This is a genomic window from Pseudomonas coronafaciens pv. oryzae str. 1_6 (assembly GCF_000156995.2).
Classification (GTDB): Bacteria; Pseudomonadota; Gammaproteobacteria; order Pseudomonadales; family Pseudomonadaceae; genus Aquipseudomonas; species Aquipseudomonas tremae.
In genome coordinates, this window is sequence record NZ_CP046035.1 from 635,413 (window position 1) to 655,651 (window position 20,239).

18 protein-coding genes are annotated in these 20,239 nt (G+C 59.8%); 8 read left to right on the forward strand and 10 right to left on the reverse strand.

Annotated features, from left to right (window positions below):
- Positions 1-152: 152 nt before the first annotated feature.
- The 6 genes from POR16_RS02890 to POR16_RS02915 all read right to left on the reverse strand — a co-directional run bounded on the left by POR16_RS02890 (position 153) and on the right by POR16_RS02915 (position 5,767).
- Positions 153-1,526, reverse strand: coding sequence for a PepSY-associated TM helix domain-containing protein (locus POR16_RS02890; RefSeq protein ID WP_005888619.1), 1,374 nt, complete (start codon positions 1,524-1,526; stop codon positions 153-155).
- Positions 1,527-1,609: 83 nt separating this feature from the next.
- Complete coding sequence (locus POR16_RS02895; protein ID WP_042932088.1) at positions 1,610-2,011, reverse strand: DUF2946 domain-containing protein; 402 nt, start codon at positions 2,009-2,011, stop codon at positions 1,610-1,612.
- Between the two features lie 46 nt (positions 2,012-2,057).
- The gene (locus POR16_RS02900) at positions 2,058-2,519 is read right to left on the reverse strand and encodes a copper chaperone PCu(A)C (RefSeq protein ID WP_005888622.1); all 462 of its coding nucleotides are present in this window, start codon (positions 2,517-2,519) and stop codon (positions 2,058-2,060) included.
- 214 nt (positions 2,520-2,733) lie between these two features.
- Positions 2,734-3,456, reverse strand: a complete 723-nt coding sequence (locus tag POR16_RS02905; RefSeq protein ID WP_055002334.1) for a cobalt-precorrin-6A reductase — start codon at positions 3,454-3,456, stop codon at positions 2,734-2,736.
- On the reverse strand, positions 3,453-4,565 hold the full coding sequence (locus POR16_RS02910; RefSeq protein ID WP_053931577.1) for a cobalt-precorrin-5B (C(1))-methyltransferase: 1,113 nt from the start codon (positions 4,563-4,565) through the stop codon (positions 3,453-3,455). Before POR16_RS02910 ends, POR16_RS02905 begins: the two co-directional genes overlap by 4 nt.
- A complete protein-coding gene (locus tag POR16_RS02915; RefSeq protein ID WP_005888633.1) occupies positions 4,565-5,767 on the reverse strand; it encodes a bifunctional cobalt-precorrin-7 (C(5))-methyltransferase/cobalt-precorrin-6B (C(15))-methyltransferase in 1,203 nt (400 codons plus the stop codon). Before POR16_RS02915 ends, POR16_RS02910 begins: the two co-directional genes overlap by 1 nt.
- A 135-nt stretch (positions 5,768-5,902) precedes the next feature.
- Here POR16_RS02915 and cobG point away from each other — a divergent pair, with 135 nt between their 5' ends.
- The 8 genes from cobG (at position 5,903) to POR16_RS02955 (ending at position 13,526) form a co-directional block, all read left to right on the forward strand.
- Positions 5,903-7,243: a precorrin-3B synthase gene (gene cobG / locus POR16_RS02920; protein ID WP_122381211.1), complete on the forward strand. Its 1,341-nt coding sequence runs from the start codon at positions 5,903-5,905 to the stop codon at positions 7,241-7,243.
- Positions 7,240-7,866 carry a precorrin-8X methylmutase gene (locus tag POR16_RS02925; RefSeq protein ID WP_003368856.1) on the forward strand — a complete coding sequence of 209 codons (627 nt, stop codon included), beginning with the start codon at positions 7,240-7,242 and terminating at the stop codon, positions 7,864-7,866. Before cobG ends, POR16_RS02925 begins: the two co-directional genes overlap by 4 nt.
- Positions 7,866-8,597 (forward strand): precorrin-2 C(20)-methyltransferase, encoded by a 732-nt coding sequence (locus tag POR16_RS02930; protein WP_005888640.1) that lies wholly within the window; start codon positions 7,866-7,868, stop codon positions 8,595-8,597. Before POR16_RS02925 ends, POR16_RS02930 begins: the two co-directional genes overlap by 1 nt.
- A complete protein-coding gene (gene cobJ / locus POR16_RS02935; RefSeq protein ID WP_005888642.1) occupies positions 8,597-10,300 on the forward strand; it encodes a precorrin-3B C(17)-methyltransferase in 1,704 nt (567 codons plus the stop codon). Before POR16_RS02930 ends, cobJ begins: the two co-directional genes overlap by 1 nt.
- 347 nt (positions 10,301-10,647) lie before the next feature.
- Positions 10,648-11,472 (forward strand): hypothetical protein, encoded by an 825-nt coding sequence (locus POR16_RS02940; protein WP_024670353.1) that lies wholly within the window; start codon positions 10,648-10,650, stop codon positions 11,470-11,472.
- Positions 11,473-11,529: 57 nt separating this feature from the next.
- Positions 11,530-12,228 (forward strand): hypothetical protein, encoded by a 699-nt coding sequence (locus tag POR16_RS02945; RefSeq protein ID WP_005888644.1) that lies wholly within the window; start codon positions 11,530-11,532, stop codon positions 12,226-12,228.
- Entirely contained in the window at positions 12,221-12,853 is a 633-nt protein-coding gene (locus tag POR16_RS02950) for a hypothetical protein (RefSeq protein WP_005888646.1), read from the forward strand. Before POR16_RS02945 ends, POR16_RS02950 begins: the two co-directional genes overlap by 8 nt.
- A gap of 37 nt (positions 12,854-12,890) precedes the next feature.
- Positions 12,891-13,526, forward strand: coding sequence for a hypothetical protein (locus POR16_RS02955; RefSeq protein ID WP_024690951.1), 636 nt, complete (start codon positions 12,891-12,893; stop codon positions 13,524-13,526).
- 5 nt (positions 13,527-13,531) lie between these two features.
- Here POR16_RS02955 and POR16_RS02960 read toward each other — a convergent pair whose 3' ends face one another.
- From POR16_RS02960 to purH, 4 genes are all read right to left on the reverse strand, one after another.
- Positions 13,532-14,128 (reverse strand): MarC family protein, encoded by a 597-nt coding sequence (locus POR16_RS02960; RefSeq protein ID WP_005888650.1) that lies wholly within the window; start codon positions 14,126-14,128, stop codon positions 13,532-13,534.
- Positions 14,129-14,200: 72 nt separating this feature from the next.
- Positions 14,201-16,990 carry a hybrid sensor histidine kinase/response regulator RetS gene (gene retS / locus POR16_RS02965; protein WP_005888652.1) on the reverse strand — a complete coding sequence of 930 codons (2,790 nt, stop codon included), beginning with the start codon at positions 16,988-16,990 and terminating at the stop codon, positions 14,201-14,203.
- A 90-nt stretch (positions 16,991-17,080) separates the two neighbouring features.
- Complete coding sequence (gene purD, locus POR16_RS02970) at positions 17,081-18,376, reverse strand: phosphoribosylamine--glycine ligase (protein ID WP_024690953.1); 1,296 nt, start codon at positions 18,374-18,376, stop codon at positions 17,081-17,083.
- A gap of 198 nt (positions 18,377-18,574) precedes the next feature.
- The gene (purH, locus tag POR16_RS02975) at positions 18,575-20,179 is read right to left on the reverse strand and encodes a bifunctional phosphoribosylaminoimidazolecarboxamide formyltransferase/IMP cyclohydrolase (protein WP_005888656.1); all 1,605 of its coding nucleotides are present in this window, start codon (positions 20,177-20,179) and stop codon (positions 18,575-18,577) included.
- Between the last annotated feature and the right edge of the window lie 60 nt (positions 20,180-20,239).

Sequence of the window (20,239 nt, forward strand, 5' to 3'; positions counted from 1 at the left end):
GCAGGGTTGCTCGATGCTCGTGGCATCGTCCATGCGTCTGGTAGGAAGGGGAAGCGCGCGAGCTGGCAAGGAAGGGGCGAGGCCTGAAACCGGGTATGAGGAGGAATTCATCACAACGCCACTCAACGGTTTCAGGCCTCGCAGCGTGCAATCTAAGCTGTTGTCGCCCGTTTGGCAAAGCGCGAAATCACTATTCGATCAAGCACCCAGACAATCAGCATCGAAATGCCCACCAGGGGGAATATCGCGCCCAGAACAATCATCACCACTGTCGCGGTTTTCCAGCGTGGCAGGTCGTGACGCAAAGGGGGCACGCCCAGCCCACTGTCGGGTCGGCGTTTCCACCAGATCACCAGGCCGCTGACGGAGCTGAGCAGTACCATCAGGCATACCAGCAAGATCAGTAGCTGGTTGATCCAGCCAAAAAACTTGCCCTCATGCAGCATCACGCCCAGCTCGGTTGCCTTGGACACCGCGCTGTAATCGACATAGCGCACGTCCGCCAGCACCTTGCCGGTGTACTGGTCGATGTGCAGAGTGGCGTCGTCGCGTGGGTCGTCAGCGAACACCGATACTGTGAACACACCGTCGGCATTCTTTGGCTGAGTAATGCTGTAGCCCGGTACGATCTCTCTCGCCCGGGCGATGTCGACGACTTGCTGCAGCGATACTTTGGGCGCTGCCGGAGCGCTGGACATGTGCATGTGGCCCATGTGTTCGGCATGATCACCGCCCGATACCGGCATCGGTGTGTTTTCCATCGCCCAGGGTACGGTCTGCACGCTGGCATTGTTCAGTTCGCCAGCCTGTTTGTCGGACATGGGGACGTTGGTCCACATGGCGGCCGGGAAGGTGTTCCACACCGCGGCGTACTGTTTGCCCCACAGCCCGGTCCAGGTCATGCCGCTCAACAGCATGAACAGCAGTAACAGCGCGCCCCAGAAACCTGTCACTGCGTGCAGATCCCGCCACAACACGCGGCCTTTGGCAGTCAGGCGTGGCCAGAACACACCGGCAGCCGAACGGCCTCGTGGCCACCACAGATAAAGGCCGGAGACGACAAGCACAATGCCCCAGCCCGCCGCCAGCTCGACAAGCCGGTCACCCACAGTGCCGATCATCAACTCGCCATGCAGTGCGCGGGCAATCGCTTGCAAATTGTCCTTGGCGTCTTGAGTGCCAAGTATTTCGCCGCGATACGGATCAACGAACACATTGACCTCGCGGCCCTGTTCGCGGATCACAAACTGGGCGCTGCCCTCGACGCTGGTCGGCGGGAAATATTTACCGATGGCGGCCTGTGGATAAGTACTCAGTACCCGCTGTTGCAGCTCATCGGCAGCGAGGCGATGCTCGGTCGGGGTGACGTACAGCAGGTCGCTGTACATCAGGTTATCCAGCTGTGGCTTGAACAGGTAGATGATCCCTGTCAATGAAAGCAGGATCATGAATGGCGCGACAAACAGCCCGGCATAGAAATGCCATCGCCAGGCCAGGTTATAAAAAGAGACAGCAGGTTTGGACACGTTCAACGCTCCCTATCAGGGATAACACAGCACGAGACGCGCACAGCTCTGGGCCGGGCGCGGTCGTGGAATCTTGTTGCTGGTCAGGCAGCCATGAGTGTCGGAGGGGCCCGGCTTCGGGCATTGGGGAAGACCGGTTTGTGTGCATGGCCTTGTCGCGGTGCCCGAGCGAAGAAGTTGCCTGGCGCGGGCGGCGTGGCAGCCACCAGCTCAAGTACATGGGGCAGCGCCGGGCAACTGAACAGCAAGGTGCAATAACCGCACTTTGCCCACAGTGCGTGATCACTCATGCCTGTGTCAGCAGCTCGCGCATGTTCTGCACCATGATGGGCATGGCTGTCGGCTGTCATGTCCATCGTTGCGGGCATGGCCATCGACATGCCCGCGTGCTGATTCATCGGCATCGACTGGGAAACCAGTGGGCCGATAAAAATCATCAACATGGCGAACAGGCTCAGCCATGCGCCCCTTTTGTCACGGGGAATGGTTGAACCGTCGCGGCGGCAGGTGGTGCTCAATCGGGGAAACTACTCAATGCTGGTGTTCCGAAGCCTGCTTTTGTACCACGACCTGCACCTCGATATCTCCCGCCTTTTCAAAATGCAGGGTCATCGGGAAGCGCTGGCCGACGACCAGCTTCGAACGGTCCTTGATGTCCAGCAGCATCACGTGCCATGCCATCGGGGCAAAACTCACCTTGCCGCCTGCCGGGATATCGACAGCCTCTACGTGCTGCATTTTCATCAGGCCATCCGCGTGTACGTGCTCATGCAACTGGGCCTGCCCGGCGATGGGCGTATCGGCACCGAGCAGACGGTCGGCGCTGTCACCCTTGTTCTCGATACTGAAATACGCCGCCACAGTGGGCGCATTGGGCGGTAGCTCCATCGACCACGGATGGCCAATCAGCAGCGCCCCGGCTTTATATTCGTGGGCCTGGACGAAGCAGGCCGGCAACATCAATGCGGCCAGCAGGAGTGCTTTTTTGAACATGTAGAGGATTCTCCGGGAGTGGTCGAGGAAAGGAGTGGAGGGCTTACCGACTGTACATACGAAACACTCAGTTAAACCTTTAGATGCCGGGGCGCAACCTGGCTCTGAAAACATCAATCGTGTGTGACCCCGCCGACGATCCATAGTGCTTGCGGCATAAAGCGTCGGCGGACGTACCGGCCCCTGAGTGAGCAGGCTTCCGCACGGGGCGCTCTCAAGGTTCAAGTCCCAACGCCTCCAGCACCTCATCAACAGCCCAGAACAGTCGGTCCACTCCAGGCAAATGCGGGCGTTTCAGGATCAAAACCGGCAGGCCGCGTTCGCGGGCGACGTCTAACTTGGGTTCGGTCGAGCCGCTGCCGCTGTTTTTGCTGATCAGCACGTCGATATCACGTTGCTCGAACAGCTGTCGTTCGTCTTCCAGCAAGAACGGGCCTCGGGCGCCGATGACTTCGCAGCGCTCGTTGCCGGGGTAGCTGTCCAGGGCGCGCAGGGTCCAGAACTGGTGGTCCGGGATTTCATTCAGATGTTGCAAGGGCTCGCGGCCCAGAGTGAACAGTGGTCGCTTGAACGGCGCCAGTGCTGTGACCAGTTCAGACCAGTCGGCCACTTCGCGCCAAGCGTCACCCGGACCGGCTTGCCAGGCAGCGCGACGCAAGGCCCAGCATGCAATACCCGCAAGCTGCGCAGCGCGCGCTGCATTGTGGCTGATCTGCGCGGCATACGGATGGGTGGCATCCAGCAGCAGATCGATATCGTGTTCACGAATGTACTGCGCCATCCCTTCGGCGCCACCGTACCCACCGACTTTCAACTGGCAAGTCAGGTCTGTCGGCACCCGGCCTACACCCGCCAGGCTGTAGATATGCTCAGGGCCAAGCTTGCGTGCAATCGCCAGCGCCTCGGTGATGCCGCCCAGCAGCAGAATTTTTTTCATAGAGGTTCCTTGGGGAATGCGACACCTGCCTGACCCACCAGGCCGCCCTGGCGATCAATCGCGAACACCTCGACCTGAACGCTTGCGGGCACCACGCTGCGGGCGAAGTCCAGGGCATGGCGACACACCTCGTCACCCAGTGGCACCCCGGCCGCAGCGCACATGGCCAATGCCTGCTGACTGGTGTTGGCGTGAAGGATCTGTTGCTGCAAGGCGGCATCTGCGCCGACATTTGTTGCCCAGCGCGCCAGTTGCGGCAGGTCGATGCTGGAGTGACGGCTGTGCAGGTCCATATGGCCGGCAGCCAGTTTGCTGATCTTGCCGAAACCGCCGCATAGGCTCAATTTATCCACAGGCACCTTGCGCAGGTGTTTGAGTACCGCGCCAACGAAGTCGCCCATTTCGATCAACGCAATGTCGGGGATGTTGTAGACGCAGCGCATGGTGTCTTCGCTGGCATTGCCGGTACAGGCGGCGATGTGTCGATGGCCATTGACGGTAGCGACATCGATGCCTTGATGAATAGAGGCAATGTAGGCCGCACAGGAAAAGGGCCGGACGATCCCGCTGGTGCCGAGAATCGACAGCCCGCCGAGAATGCCCAGGCGCGGGTTCATGGTCTTGAGGGCCAGCGCCTCGCCGCCCTCGACGCCAATCGTTACCTCGAAACCACCGCTATAGCCCGATTCATCCGCCAGCCGAATCAAGTGTTCGGTCATCATGCGGCGCGGCACCGGATTGATGGCCGGTTCGCCCACCGCCAGCACTAGACCGGGCCGGGTCACGCTGCCGACGCCTGCGCCGGCCACAAAGCGCACGCCTGGTGTCGTTTCCAGCCTGACACGGGCAAATACCAGCGCACCGTGGGTGACATCGGGGTCGTCACCGGCATCCTTGATCGTTCCGGCTTCGGCGAAATTATCCACAAGGCGGCAGAATTCCAGGCGCATCTGCACCTGTTTGCCTTTAGGCAATACAATTTCGACTGCGTCGCTGACCTGCCCGCTGAGCAACAATCGCGCCGCCGCCAGGCTGGTCGCGGTCGCGCAACTGCCAGTGGTCAGGCCACTGCGCAGCGGGGCAGGTTGTTCGGCGGTTTCTTCGCGCATCAGGGTTTGACTACCTCCAGCAGGGTGATCGACAGCGCCTGACGCCATGTGTCGAACTCGCCAAGCGGCTGGGCATGCGCGACGTGGATGCGCGTCAGTTCGCCGCCGTGTCGCTCGCGCCAGGCCATCAGCGCGGCCTCGCTTTGCAGAGTCACAGCGTTGGCCACCAGCCGACCGCCGGAGCGCAGCTGCTCCCAGCAGGTTTCGAGCACACCGATACGCGTAACGCCGCCGCCGATGAACACCGCGTCCGGTCGTTCCAGCCCGTTCAGTGCCTGGGGCGCGCTACCGCGTACCAATTGCAGGCCGGGCACGCCCAGTGCATCGCGGTTGAATTCGATCAGTTGCTGACGGCCTTCATCAGCCTCGATGGCCATGGTCCGGCAGGTCGGGTGGGCGCGCATCCATTCGATGCCGATAGAACCGCAGCCCGCACCCACATCCCACAACAATTCGCCCGGCAGCGGAGCAAGGCGGGCCAGGGTGATGGCCCGAACGTCGCGTTTGGTGAGTTGCCCGTCGTGTTCAAAGGCGCTGTCCGGTAAACCTGCCAGGGTACTCAGACGAACGGCATCTGGCGCGGCGCGGCAGTCGATGGCAACCAGGTTGAGCGCTGCGATCTCAGGGTTGCCCCATTCGCTGGCCAGCCCCTCGACACGCCGCTCGGCGTCGCCACCCAGATGCTCCAGTACGGCCATGCGGCTCGGGCCAAAGCCTCGTTCGCGCAGCAAACCGGCGATAACTGCAGGGCTGCTGCCGTCGTTGCTCAGTACCAGCAGGCGTACGCCATGATGAAAGTGGGCATTCAGTGCGGCAACTGGACGGGCGACCACCGACAGGGTGACCACTTCCTGCAGCGGCCAGCCCAGGCGAGCCGCAGCCAGCGAGTAAGAGGAGGGCGCAGGCAGAATGCGCATTTCTTCGATAGCGACCACGCGCGTCAGGCTGGCGCCGACACCGAACAGCATGGGATCGCCACTGGCCAGCACGCAGATCTCTGCACCGCGCTGTTCCAGCACTGGGTTCAGCGAAAAAGGGCTCGGCCACGCGCGCCGTTCGGCGCGGATGCAAGGTGGCAGCAACGCCAGCTGGCGCGGGCCGCCGAACACCTGATCAGCGTGCAGCAGAGCATGCCGGGCGTTCTTGCCCAGCCCTTTGTAACCGTCTTCTCCGATTCCCACGACTGTCAGCCACGGCGACATGTACCTACCTCGATCCGAACTTCCGACAGAGCGTCTTTTCATGCCTGCGGACAAAGCAGGCATAATACCGCGCCCGACGGGGTACAAGTGCTCTAAACAGCTTCCGTTTCCAGCCAGTTCACAACGGGTGACCCTTTGAACGAGCAGCCAGCCGCTCGCACATCGTCCGCAACGCTACGCCCCTCGGCCTGTCCGGGGTTGCTGCGTATCGTCCCGGCGCTGGACGGCGGAATCTGTCGGATCAAGCTGGCGGGCGGCGTCATCTCCAGTGCGCAGGCACTGGCGGTCGCGCAAGCGGCGCAGACGTATGGCCGGGGCGTAATAGAAGCCACCAACCGCGCCAATCTGCAGATTCGCGGCGTCGGCGCCGATCACGACGGTCTGATCCGTTCGCTGATGGCCGCAGGACTTGGTCCTGCCAGCCCTGCCAGTGATGATGTGCGCAACCTGATGCTCAGCCCCACCGCCGGGCTTGATCCGCACATGCTGTTCGATGCCCGCCCCCTGGCGACGCAGATTCTCGGGGCTCTTGAAAGTCACCCGCGTTTTCACGAGCTGTCACCCAAGTTCGCGCTGTCGCTGGACGCCGGTGAAGCGCTGGTGATGCTGGAGCATCCGCACGATGTGTGGCTGTCGGCTTTGAAAATTGACGACGAAGTGCTGCTGGCGTTCGGCCTGGCAGGTTGTCCGGCCAGTGATCGCCCGCTGGCTGCCGTGCCGCTGGCTGCCGGGCAGGTACTGGTTATCGCGCTGCTCGAGCTGTTCCTCGATCTGGCCCGTCCCGAGCACACCCGGATGCGGCATTTGCTGGCCGAGGTCTCGGTGGATGATCTGCTGCAGCAATTGTCGGCCCGCCCAGGACTTGCGTTGCGGGTTGATCAAAGGGTAACCAGCTGGCAGCGTCCGGCCCTTCCGAGAAACGGGCATATCGGTGTCTACCCGCAGCGGCAGGCTGGAAGGGTCGCAGTCGGTGCTGTAGTGCCGTTGGGGCGTCTTGACGCGGCAATGCTGACTGCGGTGGCGCAACTGGCGGTCGATCAGGGTGATGGCACATTACGCCTGACGCCTTGGCAAAGCCTGTTGCTGCCCAATGTGCCAGTCGAGCAGGCGTCGGTGGTAATGGCGCAATTACACGCGATGGGCCTGATCTGTTCGGTCGAACAGCCTTTGGCGCAGATATTGGCGTGTACCGGTTGCGCCGGTTGCGCCAAAGGGCTGGCCGACACCAAGGCAGATGCCTTGCAGCTGGCGGCCGGGCTGGCTGACAGTCAGGCCGTGCACCTGAGCGGTTGCAAGCGTTCGTGTGCCGCTGCGCACGTTGCCCCGGTGACCTTGCTGGCTGTTGCGCCCGGCCGTTATGACCTTTATTTTCGCGACGCAGCGCATCCCGGTTTCGGTGTGCTGCGCGCGCGTGACCTTACTATTGAAGCAGTCAGCGCGCAGTTGAACGCTGACTCACGGAGCAACATTGCATGATTGACTACATCCGCGATGGTCAGGAGATATATCGCAATTCCTTCTCGATCATTCGCGCCGAGGCGCGCCTGGACACGATCCCCGCCGATCTGGAAAAACTCGCCGTGCGTGTGATTCACGCCTGCGGGATGGTCGAGGTCATCGAAGACCTGCGCTTCTCGCCAGGTGCCGGTACAGCCGGGCGCAATGCTCTGGCGGCCGGTGCGCCGATCCTGTGCGATGCGCGCATGGTTTCCGAAGGCATCACCCGCACGCGCCTGCCCGCCAACAACCCGATCATCTGCACATTGCATGATGAAGGCGTGCGAGAAATGGCTCTCGAGCTTGGCAATACGCGCTCTGCCGTGGCGCTGGAACTGTGGCGTCCGCACCTGGAAGGCAGCGTGGTGGTAATCGGCAACGCGCCGACGGCCCTGTTCTATCTGCTGGAAATGCTCGACGCAGGCGCGCCGAAACCCGCGCTTATTCTCGGCTTTCCGGTCGGTTTTGTTGGCGCTGCCGAGTCCAAGGCGATGCTGGCCGCCGACAGCCGCGGCGTGCCATTCGTGATCATGCAGGGCCGTCGCGGCGGCAGCGCCATGGCCGTGGCCGCTGTCAACGCACTGGCCACGGAGATCGAATGATGCAGGCACGCGGTCGATTGATTGGCCTGGGCGTCGGCCCCGGCGACCCGGAGCTGATTACCGTCAAGGCGCTGCGCCTGCTGCGTGAGTCGCCCGTGGTCGCGTACTTCGTGGCCAAGGGCAAAAAAGGTAATGCGTTCGGCATCATCGAAGCACATCTGCAGGACATGCAGACCCTGATGCCACTGGTCTATCCCGTCACTACCGAGGCACTGCCTGCGTCGCTGTCCTACGAGAAAGTCATCAGTGATTTTTACGACGAATCGAGCCTTCTGGTCGCCGCGCACTTGGATGCCGGACGTGATGTGGCGGTGATCTGCGAGGGCGATCCGTTCTTCTACGGCTCTTACATGTACCTGCACGATCGTCTGGCCGAGCGTTATCAGGCCGAAGTGATTCCGGGTGTGTGTTCGATGCTCGGCGGCGCGTCGGTGCTGGGCGCACCTTTGGTGTATCGCAACCAGAGCCTGTCGGTGCTGTCCGGTGTGCTGTCCCACGACGACCTGAAACGCAAGCTGGCGGACGCCGATGCGGCGGTGATCATGAAACTGGGACGCAACTTCCACAAGGTGCGTGAAGTGCTGACCGAGCTGGGCATGGCCGGGCGCGCGCTGTACGTCGAGCGCGCTACCATGACCAATCAGAAGATCGTGCCGCTGGACCAGGTCGACCCGATGTCGTCGCCTTACTTCTCACTGATCATTGTTCCCGGCGACAGGTGGCAAGGCTGATGACTCTCGAAACTCCCGCCATCGTCATTCTCGGCAACGGTAGCCTGGCGACTGCAAAGCGCATTCAACAGCTTTATCCTGGAGCGCTGATTCATGGCCTTGCCGAGCGTGTGCAGGGGGCCGATAACGTCTACGACGAGTTCGGTACAACGGTGCGTCAGTTGTATCAGCAGAATACGCCGATCATTGCCCTGTGTGCTGCGGGCATTGTGATCCGCACGCTGGTGCCATTGTTGTTGGAAAAAGGCGCCGAGCCGCCAGTGCTGGCCGTGGCTGAAGACGGCAGCGCCGTTGTGCCGCTGCTTGGCGGTCTGGGAGGGGTCAATGTCATGGCGCGCAGCATTGCCAACGGGCTTGGTATCGCGCCGGCGATAACCACCAGCGGTGAATTGCGCTTTGGCACCTGCCTGCTTAATCCGCCCAGCGGCTATGCGTTGGGCGATCTGGAACTGGGCAAACGCTTCGTTTCCGACTTGCTCTCCGGCGAGCATGTGCGCATCGAAGGCGAGGCTCCGTGGCTGGCACAGGCGCAGCTGCCCGAGGACCCACAGGCCGAGCGGACGATTCATGTCGGTTCGGCGGTGCGCGCGCCTTCGTCTAACGAATTGCTGATCTATCCGCGCAGTGTGCTGGTGTCTGTCAGCGCAGTAACCCATGAGCTGGCTGCGCAAGTGCGCACTGCATTGCGCGACGCAAACATAGCCGAGCAATCTCTGGCTTGTCTGCTGGCCAGCGAAGATCAGATGGCCAGTGCGCTGTTGCATCAGGCGGCAGAGGCGCTGGGTGTTCCTTTACGCTTTGAAAGGGCCGGATCGGCCAGCGAAATGGCCACAGGTGCAGTACCGCAACGGCTGGCGCTGCTCGGCATGGGCGATGGCATTGCGATCGCCGTCGCGGCGCAACCGCTGGATGTGCAGAGCATTGGCCGTGGGCGCGGGCGTCTCGCGGTCATTGGCCTCGGCCCTGGCGCAGCGGACCTGATGGTGCCTGCGGTCAAGGCCGAACTGGCGCGCGCCAATGATGTGCTTGGCTATGAAACCTACGTGCGCATGGCCGGACCGTTCCGCGCCGATCAAGTGCTGCACTGCACCGACAACCGCGAAGAAATGCTGCGTGCCCGGCATGCATTCGAGCTGGCTGCGCAGGGGCGCTCGGTGGCCGTGGTGTCGTCGGGTGACCCCGGGGTTTTCGCCATGGCGTCGGCGGTGCTCGAAGCGCTGCACGAGTCCGATGACCCACACTGGCATTCTGTCGAACTGGAAATCCTGCCGGGCGTCTCGGCTTCTCTGGCCACTGCCGCACAGGCGGGCGCGCCCCTGGGGCATGACTTCTGCGTGCTGTCGCTTTCCGACAATCTCAAACCGTGGGAAATCATCGAGAAACGCCTGGACCTTGCATGTCAGGCAGATCTGGCGCTGGCTTTCTACAACCCCATTTCCCGTTCCCGACCCTGGCAGCTGGGCAAAGCGCTTGAGATCGTTCGTCAGCATCGCAGTCCGCAAACGCCCGTTACGCTTGGGCGTGACGTGGGCCGTCCGGGCCAGACGCTGCGTGTCATCACACTGGGCGAGTTGACGCCGGAACAGGTGGATATGCGAACGATGGTGCTGATCGGCTCGTCTCTGACCTGCACGTTTCCTCGTAACGAAGGCGGCAGCTGGGTCTATACGCCGCGTTGGTATGGCAAGAAACCTACAGTCTGAGACCGCAGGCTTGTCATACCGGCATCGAGCTTGTTGTGGGAACGTGCTGAAACTTCTGTGCAATGCCAAGTATTCAGGTCAAGGTTTTTACCTGGATGTTCGAGCGACCGGGGGCTCTTCGTGCTGTCAGGTTTGAGGGACGTTTCCCTGTGCAGCCAGAGAATCTTCGTTTGACCACTATTCACACCGGGTGCTGAGTGTGCGGAAACCCTGTGCATTCCAGTGAAAGCTTCAGAAACAGTTCATAAAGCCTGCAATGTGCGGTTTGTCTGTGCCAAAAAATGCCTGATTTATTTCGTTAGTCTTCTTCCAGTCCATCAGGGCTCATGAATTAAAGGACTAATGAAATGAAACATGAAAATACAATGAACACTGCTGACAACCTTCATTACATTGCCACCTGTGAACTGGCTGAATGCCCACCATCGTTGACCGCCTACTCCGCAGCCAGAAAGCCCGAATTGCTCTTGGCAGACGATCTGACTGACTCCGATCCAGGCGATGAGCCTGCCAAGGGGGCAGTTGTCGCAAGCAGTCTGTTGGCATTTGCCGAGGGTATGTCGCGCCAGAGCAAGGAAGACGTCATGGACTCCTTTCTGTTTGCCACCCTGGTGGCCAACAAGGCGTTCAACCCTGAAACTCAAGGTGATCAGTGGTATGACAAATTCAACGAAGTGCTCTCCAGGCTTGGCTGGCTTTCCACCCATTGGAACTATGCACGCTATCACGCTGCCCAGCAGCGCTTCAGCATGGATGAGGTGGGTCTTGAGATCCTTGCTTCGGCTGTTACCGCAGCAGCTTTGCCGGGGCCTGCATCACTGCTGATGCTCAAGGTCGCCGCTGACGCCTTGGCTGCGCTGAAAGCCAAAAAAGAACCTTTACGCCTGTTCGAGAGCCAGGCCAAGTCACATCGCGGGGGCAGTTTTCGCGTTGCCTCTTGCATGGAATCCGCTGACAAGATTGTGATTCTGGCCATGGGCGCGGTCAGCTTCAAGACTGATAGTGAGGTCACCAATGTCCTGTTCTGGGAATGGCAGGACACCCATGTTGAAACCTGGAAAGGCGAGGACAATCTGGTGCTCAATGCAGGCCTGTATTCGCGCCATCGCGACCTGATTCAGCAAAGGCTCGGCGACAACGCCAAAAGTGCAATCGAGGAGTTTGAAATCTGATCGGGTTGTTTACGGAGGCAATGATTGCCTCCGCGTTCGGGATAAAAGGAATTTCCCATGAAGCAGGAATTGAATGCTGTCGTCGTTAATGCGGGCTGTTTGCTATTTTTTTCCGGGCCGCAGCAGGTCGCGCTGAACAACGATGTGCTGGACTCGATGTTGTACGTGCAGTTGGCCGCATCAAAGCAACACCCAAAGTTTGCCGACTTTGAAAAATGGAATGAAACCCGTCTTGCTGCAACTCTGCGTTTCGGCTGGGTGCTGAGTGCCAGCGAACATGTCAGCGAGCCTTTGCAGGTGGGGAGTGTAGAGACAATATGGAATCGCATGAGGCTTGCCCTTGCTCCTACGGCGTCAACCGATGCGCTAGGGCGTGCAGAGGCATATATGCGCTTGGTTTGCAATCATCGCGCCGGAAACGAAGCGCTTAAGTTGCTGAGTCGTCATACGCTACAGAGCGGTCTGGATCATGCAGGAAGATTGCAGGTCAGCGTGGTCTTGCAACTCGGGTTTTTCGACGCTCAGCGTAACCTGACACTGGCGCAGCTTCATTTCGCCACCCGTCAGCCACTGGCATCCGGCTTTCTTTTCGAGGTACTCGAACCGCAGAGCATCTACGGCAACATCGCCGTGACTGTCTATTCAATGCAATTGATCGACCAGGTCTATTCACAGTTTCGCGCAGGCATAGACGCAGCGCTGTCGAGCAAACGTGTCGGTCTGATCATGACGCCTGGAGACAGGCCTGATGTCTGATCCGGATGAAACCCTGCTGACAGGCTCCAGCCTGCTGTCCTTCCACAATATCGACGCTTGTTTGCGCCAGGACATCATAAGCTGCCTGCAGCACGCCAGACTTGTCGCGGATGATCAACACTCTCCTCAGCGGGCCTGGCATTTATGGCTGGACGTTTACCAGAGATCTATTGTTGCCAATGGCGGGCTGCGTAGCGCGGGGGGCAACGACGTACGGTTGAACATTCACAGTTTCCGGGACATCGGCAAATTGCGGTTTCCGGTGGTTGATAATGCCGTCGAACTTCGCCGGTTGTACCACCGTTCGCTCGACACTCTACTGGCCAGTGACCATGCGAAGACTTTTTTCAGCAGTTGGTTTACCTCTGGGCGCTCTGAAAGCTTTCAACTCATGCCATGTGTCATGCACAACAAAGATGAGGCGACGATCCTTTTGTGCAGCCTGCAGATGACGACCACAGCGTTGAGGCCCGCATTCTATTTCTGGCAGATACTCGGCGGAGAAATGCGAGTGCATGCAATCAGTGCAGCGTTCCGCTTCAGTCGCCAGAGCTTCGAGCCTTTTCGACAAACTGTTCAAGATGCTCTGGCTGATCGCGCACGGGCCGAAATCATCAGTCTTTAACAGTGCGGCCAAGCCCCCATGGAAGGGAGTAATGCAAATGAATTCGGGCACAGGTAATGGAGCGTATCTGGGTGATATCCACAGTATGGTGGCGTTTCTTCCCGGGCTTTCGGGCGAGGATCGTAACGACATTCTGGACGTTCTTCTGGATGCGCAGTTGTTCGCGGGCAAACAGTTTGATTTCACGACGCAGTGGAGCAGCTGGATGCATTATTACCGCAGCCGGCTCAGGACGCGTGGCCTACAGCAAAAAGGCGTGGTTCTGGGCGACTCACTTATCGTAAGCAACGTTGACGATTTGGTGCAGGCAACTTTCAAGGTCAGCAATCCTGCGGATCGCAAGCGTCTGGGCAGCATGGTGCAGCGTGCCTTCACGGCGATGGGCGTGAATCAGGCGGCAGCGTCCTACTTTCAAGACGGCTTCGATCAGGGGCGTCTGGGTAGCTTTCAAGTGGTGCCCTGCGAGAAGTATGAACCGGGCCGGATACTCCTGCTGCTTTGCAGTCTGCACTTGAGCATCGACGAACGTAGTGCAGGCAGACGAAGGCTGCTGTTCCATTTCAAGGGCGGCAGTTACACCTTCGACACAAAGATTTATGCGGAACATCGTAATGACGTGGCGCGCTATCTGGATGGCAGGGCGAAAAGCCTGATACGTGCCGCCTCTATCTGAACAGCTCAAGGCAACAAATAGCCCCTGATGCCGGTGAATATGATCTGTGCGGCCAATGCACAGACGAATAACCCCATCAGGCGGCTGACGATCTGCAAACCTTGATCACCGAGAATACGTTCGATGCGATTGGCCAGATACAGCACGACCCCGACTGTCAGGCTCGCCAGAGCGATACTTAGGATAGCCGCGAGTTTGTCGTCCCAATGCGGCTGACTGACGCCCATGACCAGCAGTGCGCCAATCGTGCCGGGGCCTACCGTCAGGGGGATGGTCAACGGAACAATGGTGACGTCCTGCTGGACATTATCGGTCTGCACGGCTGACTTGCCTTGAGCCATGCCCAATGCCGAGATGAACAGCACAGTGCCGGCGCCGATTCTGAATGCGTCGACCGTGATCCCGAATACATCGAAAATCACTCTTCCGAACAGGTACAACAGTACGCTGGAGACCAGCGTGGCGAGCGCTACTTTCCAGGCCAGACGCCTTTGCTCCTTGCGCGAGTGGCCGCGGGTCAGGCTGATGAAGCAGGAAAGGACGAAGAACGGACTGTAAAGCACCAGCATTTTCAGATAAACGCTGAACAACACGTGAAGCATGGCTTCGACTCACAGCAGCAGGTGGATGGCACCGCCAGTCTATCAGGCCTTTAGCGGCTTCCCGTAGCGGTGTCAGTTCTGCTGATACAGTTCGCCAGCCGAGGTCAGCCCGCGAGCCTTTTCGCGATGAGCGACCCAATGCTCCACGAGTTCGCGCAGTTGGGACAGCTCGATGGGCTTGGCCATATGACCGTCCATGCCCGCCTGACGTGCGCGATCCTTGTGCTCGGCGAGAATATGCGCGGTCAGTGCAACGACGGGTGTGCGCACGCGCTGATTGCCGACTTCCCATGCACGCAATTGCTCGGTGGCCGAGAACCCGTCCAGTATCGGCATTTCACAGTCCATCAGTACCAGGTCGTAACGCTGCGCTTTCATGGCGCGCAGTGCTTCTTCGCCATTGCTGGCGGTGTCGGGGTTCAGGTTGAGCTTGCCGAGCATGCCCCGGATCACTTTGGTCGAAATGCTGTTGTCTTCGGCCACCAGAATGCGAAAGTCGCCGGGCACGCTGGCCGGAATGTTCGGCACGTTGTTGGCCTTGGAGGCAGTCACGCCTTTGTTCAGCTGGGTCAGCTCATCGGCCAGCGTGGTCTTGAGCGTATAGCCTGCCACCGGTTTGGCCAGAATGCGCTTGATGCCTGAATTGCGCGCGATGATCTTGCTCGGCGCATTGCTGATGCCTGTCAGCATGATCAGCAGAATGTCATGATTGAGGCTTGGATCTTCCTTGATCTTGGCTGCCAGCTGCATACCCGTCATACCGGGCATGTTCTGATCGAGCAGAACCACATCGAAATAATCCCGCAAGTGCGCCTTGGTCCTGAGCAGCGCCAGCGCTTCCTTGCCGGAAGCGACAGCGCTGACATTCAAGCCCCACGCGCTACATTGCTGGACCAGCACCTTGCGGCAGGTGTCATTGTCATCGACAACCAGTACGCGGGCATCCTTCAGAGGGCTGTCCAGGTCAATGGTCGGCTGCTCGAGCAGGCTTGCGTCCATTGGCAGCGTCAGCCAAAGCATGTTGCCTTTAATGCCGCTGCTCTGGATGCCGAATTCGCCGTCCATCAGGACGATCAGCTGACGCGCGATGACCAACCCCAAGTGGCCGCCCAGCCTGCTGCTGGCCAGGAAATTCCTGCTGTGCAATTCAGCGTGCAGCAATTCGTCCCTTTCTTCATCGGAGAGCGATTCTCCGCTGTCCTGGACCGATATGCGCAGGCGATGGCTGCCGGACTTCGAGGTATCCAGCGCAACAGCCAGCAGAATCTCGCCTTCGTCGGTGTTCTTCAGCGCATTTTCCAGCAGGCTCAGCAGCGTCTGGCGCAGACGGGTCGGGTCGCCATTGATGACGCGAGGCACCTGCGGCTGGATCAGACTGATCAGCTCCACCTGCTGTTTTTCGGCCTTGGCGCGGAAAATGTTCAGGCAGTCCTCGACCAGCGCGGCGATATCGAATTGCACGTCATCGAGTTCGATCTGCCCTGACTCCAGCTTGGTGATGTCCAGAATCTCGTTGATCAATGTCAGCAGTTCATTGCCGGCACTGTGGATAGTCTGCACATAGTCGCGCTGTTTGACTGACAGGGGCGTGCCGAGCAGCAGTTCGGTCATGCCCAGCACGCCGTTCATGGGCGTACGGATCTCATGACTGATCTTGGCCAGAAACTCTGCCTTGGCATTGATTTCGGCAGTACTGGCTGCCTGATCGCGGCTGAGGCTGAAGCGGTCTTCGGTGATGCTGCGATGACGTTCGCCGAGTGCCAGGCTCATCAGCAGGCCGCTGATGCAGAAAACGCTGAGCAGCGCGAGTATCAGCCATTGTGGCGGCACCAGGCTCAACCACAGCAGGCCTGGCAACACCACCATGTAACCGATATTGAAGGTGATCATCCCGAACACGAACAGCCGCGCGGAGCGATAGCCCTTTTGCCAGTGCCACATGGATACGGCAAGAATGCTCAGCGTCGTGATGGAGACCAGAACGAAAGTCAGGATATTGATCGGCAGACTGCTGTCGGACAGCACCACCAGAGCGCCGAGGCCCATGAGCGCTGCAATGCCCAGCAACAGGCGATCCAGCTTGCGCGCCCGACGATGAATGAAGAAGCAATAGGTGTAGATCAGACCTGCGACAGCGGCCAGCAGCAGCGCCAGATGCGAACTGGGTGTCTGCGCAATGTGCCAGGGGTCGATCGGGCGGAGCAGATTCAGCAGCAGCAGGGCGCTGAGCCCGAGCAGGGATTCGCAGGCCGCCAGCCACAGATTGCTGCGTGAACGCGTATGCCCGAACCGTGTCAGGTTCTGTACGATCAGCATCGCCAACGCGCCAAACAGCAGGCCGAACAGTAACGGTTCGGTCTCGTTGGCAGCGCTCTCGATGGCTGGCTCCAGGGTGATACTGGGGCGCATTTTCTGAGCCGATACAAGCCTCAGGTAGATATCCAGTGAAGCCGCACTTTGCGGGATTGGCAGCAGGAAATCGTTGGACGGCAGGCGTTGATCTTCCAGAGGCACGTCATTGCCGGTGCGCAAGTGATCAACCAGTCGGTCGCCATCCATGACGTACATGTCTGCGCTGGCAAGGTCAGGTGCAAAGATGCGCAGGAGTTGCTCATGCTGCGTGGGATGCAGCCGGTAATGCAGCCAGACCGCACCGCTGTGATCTGTCGCCGTGACGCGCTCCAGTTCGATGGGGCTGAACTGATTCTGATAGCGCGCCGAGCGGATTTCATCCAGCGTCAGGCTGGCTTTTTCGTCGAGCAGCGTTGACCAGCCTGCGCCATGCTCTGCCTGAGCCGAAAGCATGAACAGCAAGGTCAGCAGTCCGACAGTTGAGGCTATGGCAATCCTGAGCCAGCGCACTATGAAATCCCTTCGTGAGTGAATGCCAGGTAAACCGCGCAACGCCAGGTAAACCGGCCAGCACCTTTGATCAGGTGCCAGCCCGGTCGATTATTCCTGTTCTTCGCCACGCTCGCGGGCAATGGCACGGTAGCCAATGTCATTACGATAAAAACAACCTTGCCAATCGACTTTCGCTGCCAGCGCGTAGGCGTTTTTTTGCGCACTGCCCACGCTGTCACCCAATGCTGTGGCACACAGTACACGACCGCCGCTGGTCACGACACGATCATCCTGCAAGGCGGTGCCTGCGTGGAATATCTTGCCTTGCAGTTGTGCGGCAGCGTCCAGTCCATTGATGACCGCTCCTTTGGCGTAATCGCCAGGATAACCGCCAGCTGCCAGCACGATACCCAGGCTCGGACGCGGGTCCCATTGTGCTTCGACCTTGTCCAGCGCCTGCGCCAGAGCTGCTTCGACCAGCAATACCAGGCTCGATTGCAGACGCAACATGACCGGCTGTGTTTCCGGATCGCCAAAGCGGCAGTTGAACTCGATCACCTTGGGGTTGCCAGCCTTGTCGATCATCAGACCAGCATAGAGGAAACCGGTGTAGACGTTGCCTTCCTCGGCCATGCCCCGGACGGTCGGCCAGATGACCAGGTCCATGACACGTTGATGAACCTCGGCAGTCACTACCGGGGCAGGGGAGTAGGCACCCATGCCCCCGGTGTTCGGACCGCTGTCGCCATCGCCGACCCGTTTGTGATCCTGGCTGGTGGCCATGGGCAGCACATTCTTGCCGTCGACCATGACGATGAAGCTGGCTTCCTCGCCGTCCAGAAACTCTTCGATTACTACCCGCGAGCCCGCGTCGCCGAAAGCATTGCCTGCCAGCATGTCGCGAACTGCATCTTCGGCTTCTGCCAGGGTCATGGCGACGATGACGCCCTTGCCGGCGGCCAGGCCATCGGCCTTGATGACGATCGGCGCACCTTTTTCACGCAGGTAGGCCAGCGCAGGCTCGATGTCGGTGAAGTTCTGGTAGTCGGCCGTGGGGATCTTGTGACGTGCCAGGAAATCCTTGGTGAACGCCTTGGAGCCTTCGAGCTGCGCAGCAGCGGCGGTCGGACCAAAGCAATCCAGGCCGCGACTGCGGAACAGGTCGACGACACCCGCAACCAGCGGCACTTCCGGGCCGACGATGGTCAGGGAAACATTCTTTTCTGCGAAATCCGCCAGTTGTTCCAGTGCCAGAACGTCGATGGCCACGTTCTCGCACTTTGCCTCGATCGCAGTGCCCGCATTGCCAGGTGCGACAAACACCTTCTGAATACGTGGGTCCTGAGCTACTTTCCAGGCCAGGGCGTGTTCACGACCGCCGCTGCCGATGATCAAAACATTCATTTCAAAAACCTCGATGACGCTGGTTCTGGAGTACGCGCTGTGTCGATGACGACCAGTGCCGCAGTACGAGGCCGCAATGGCGCGGGTGCATGCGAGGCGGAGCGGACTTCGCTGAGCCCGATTGCCTGTTGGCAATGTGCATCAGCGAAGCCCCGTCCAGCGAAGCACAAACCTGTGACAGTGCGACCGTTTTTCTGATTAATGCCTGAAGTGGCGCATGCCGGTGAACACCATCGCAATGCCGGCTTCGTCTGCCGCAGCAATCACTTCGTTGTCGCGCATCGAGCCGCCTGGCTGGATGACGGCAGTGATGCCGACCTTGGCCGCGTTGTCGATACCATCGCGGAACGGGAAAAATGCATCGGACGCCATGACTGCTCCTTGCACCTGCAGACCGGCATGCTCTGCCTTGATCGCGGCGATGCGCGCGGAGTTCACGCGGCTCATCTGACCTGCGCCGACGCCGATGGTCTGGCGGTTACGGGCGTAGACAATGGCGTTGGACTTCACGTACTTGGCGACTTTCCAGGCGAAGATCAGGTCATGCATTTCGTGTTCGGTAGGCGCACGCCGGGTAACGACCTTGAGGTCATCCGAGGTGATCATGCCGATGTCGCGGCTTTGCACCAGCAGGCCACCGTTGACGCGTTTGTAGTCCCAGGCCGGAAGACGCTCGCTCCACTGGCCACTGGTAAGCAGACGCACGTTGGCTTTGCTGGCCACGATGGTGCGGGCTTCGGCGCTGACGCTTGGGGCGATGATGACTTCAACGAACTGGCGTTCGACGATGGCCTTGGCCGTTGCAGCGTCCAGCTCGCGGTTGAACGCGATTATGCCGCCAAATGCCGATTCGGCGTCGGTGGCATAGGCCAGTTCGTAGGCCTGGCGAATGCCGCCTTCGTCGTCAGGGCAGACTGCTACGCCGCACGGGTTGGCGTGCTTGACGATAACGCAGGCGGGCTTGACGAAGCTCTTGACGCACTCCAGCGCAGCATCGGTGTCGGCAACGTTGTTGAACGACAGTTCCTTGCCTTGCAACTGGGTCGCAGTGGCGATACCGACTTCGGCCGGCTTGGCTTCCACGTAGAACGCCGCGCTCTGGTGCGGGTTCTCGCCGTAGCGCATTTCCTGAGCCTTGACGAACTGGGTGTTGAAAGTGCGCGGGAATTGGCTGCGGCCTTCGGTGCTCAGGGTGTCGGCAGTCTGGTCGACGCCACCCAGGTAGTTGGCAATCATGCCGTCGTAGGCCGCAGTGTGTTCGAAGGCCTTGAGCATCAGGTCGAAACGCTGTGCGTAGGTCAGGCCTCCAGCCTTGAGGCTTTCCAGTACCTGGCCGTAATCGCCTGCATTGACCACGATGGCGACATCTTTATGGTTCTTTGCTGCAGAACGGACCATGGTCGGGCCGCCGATATCAATGTTCTCGATGGCGGTCGGCAGGTCGCAGCCTGGCTTGGAAACAGTGGCTTCAAACGGATACAGATTGACGGCTACCAGATCGATCGGCTTGATGCCGTGTTCGTTCATGATCGCGTCGTCGGTACCGCGACGACCCAGAATGCCGCCGTGGATCATGGGGTGCAGGGTCTTGACCCGACCGTCCATCATTTCAGCGAAGCCGGTGTAGTCGGCCACTTCGACTGCCGCAACGCCATTGTCCTTGAGCAGCTTGAACGTACCGCCAGTGGAGAGGATCTCGACGCCCAGCGCTTCTAGCTCGCGGGCAAACTCAAGGATTCCGGTCTTGTCGGATACGCTGATCAGGGCGCGGCGGATCGGCAGGCGGGTAATCTGGTCGGTCATCTCGATTTCCATCAAAAGCAAAAGAAGTCAGCAAAAAAAAGCGACCACGGTGCAAGGTCG

Bases quoted from the DNA above. Each gene is read 5' to 3' on its own strand.
- POR16_RS02915 (WP_005888633.1), bottom strand. From the start codon at position 5,767: ATGTCGCCGTGGCTGACAGTCGTGGGAATCGGAGAAGACGGTTACAAA.
- POR16_RS02900 (WP_005888622.1), bottom strand. From the start codon at position 2,519: ATGTTCAAAAAAGCACTCCTGCTGGCCGCATTGATGTTGCCGGCCTGC.
- POR16_RS02905 (WP_055002334.1), bottom strand. From the start codon at position 3,456: ATGAAAAAAATTCTGCTGCTGGGCGGCATCACCGAGGCGCTGGCGATT.
- POR16_RS02910 (WP_053931577.1), bottom strand. From the start codon at position 4,565: ATGCGCGAAGAAACCGCCGAACAACCTGCCCCGCTGCGCAGTGGCCTG.
- cobJ (WP_005888642.1), top strand. From the start codon at position 8,597: ATGACTCTCGAAACTCCCGCCATCGTCATTCTCGGCAACGGTAGCCTG.
- purH (WP_005888656.1), bottom strand. From the start codon at position 20,179: ATGACCGACCAGATTACCCGCCTGCCGATCCGCCGCGCCCTGATCAGC.
- POR16_RS02960 (WP_005888650.1), bottom strand. From the start codon at position 14,128: ATGCTTCACGTGTTGTTCAGCGTTTATCTGAAAATGCTGGTGCTTTAC.
- POR16_RS02925 (WP_003368856.1), top strand. From the start codon at position 7,240: ATGATTGACTACATCCGCGATGGTCAGGAGATATATCGCAATTCCTTC.
- POR16_RS02950 (WP_005888646.1), top strand. From the start codon at position 12,221: ATGTCTGATCCGGATGAAACCCTGCTGACAGGCTCCAGCCTGCTGTCC.
- POR16_RS02930 (WP_005888640.1), top strand. From the start codon at position 7,866: ATGCAGGCACGCGGTCGATTGATTGGCCTGGGCGTCGGCCCCGGCGAC.
- purD (WP_024690953.1), bottom strand. From the start codon at position 18,376: ATGAATGTTTTGATCATCGGCAGCGGCGGTCGTGAACACGCCCTGGCC.
- POR16_RS02940 (WP_024670353.1), top strand. From the start codon at position 10,648: ATGAAACATGAAAATACAATGAACACTGCTGACAACCTTCATTACATT.
- POR16_RS02945 (WP_005888644.1), top strand. From the start codon at position 11,530: ATGAAGCAGGAATTGAATGCTGTCGTCGTTAATGCGGGCTGTTTGCTA.
- POR16_RS02955 (WP_024690951.1), top strand. From the start codon at position 12,891: ATGAATTCGGGCACAGGTAATGGAGCGTATCTGGGTGATATCCACAGT.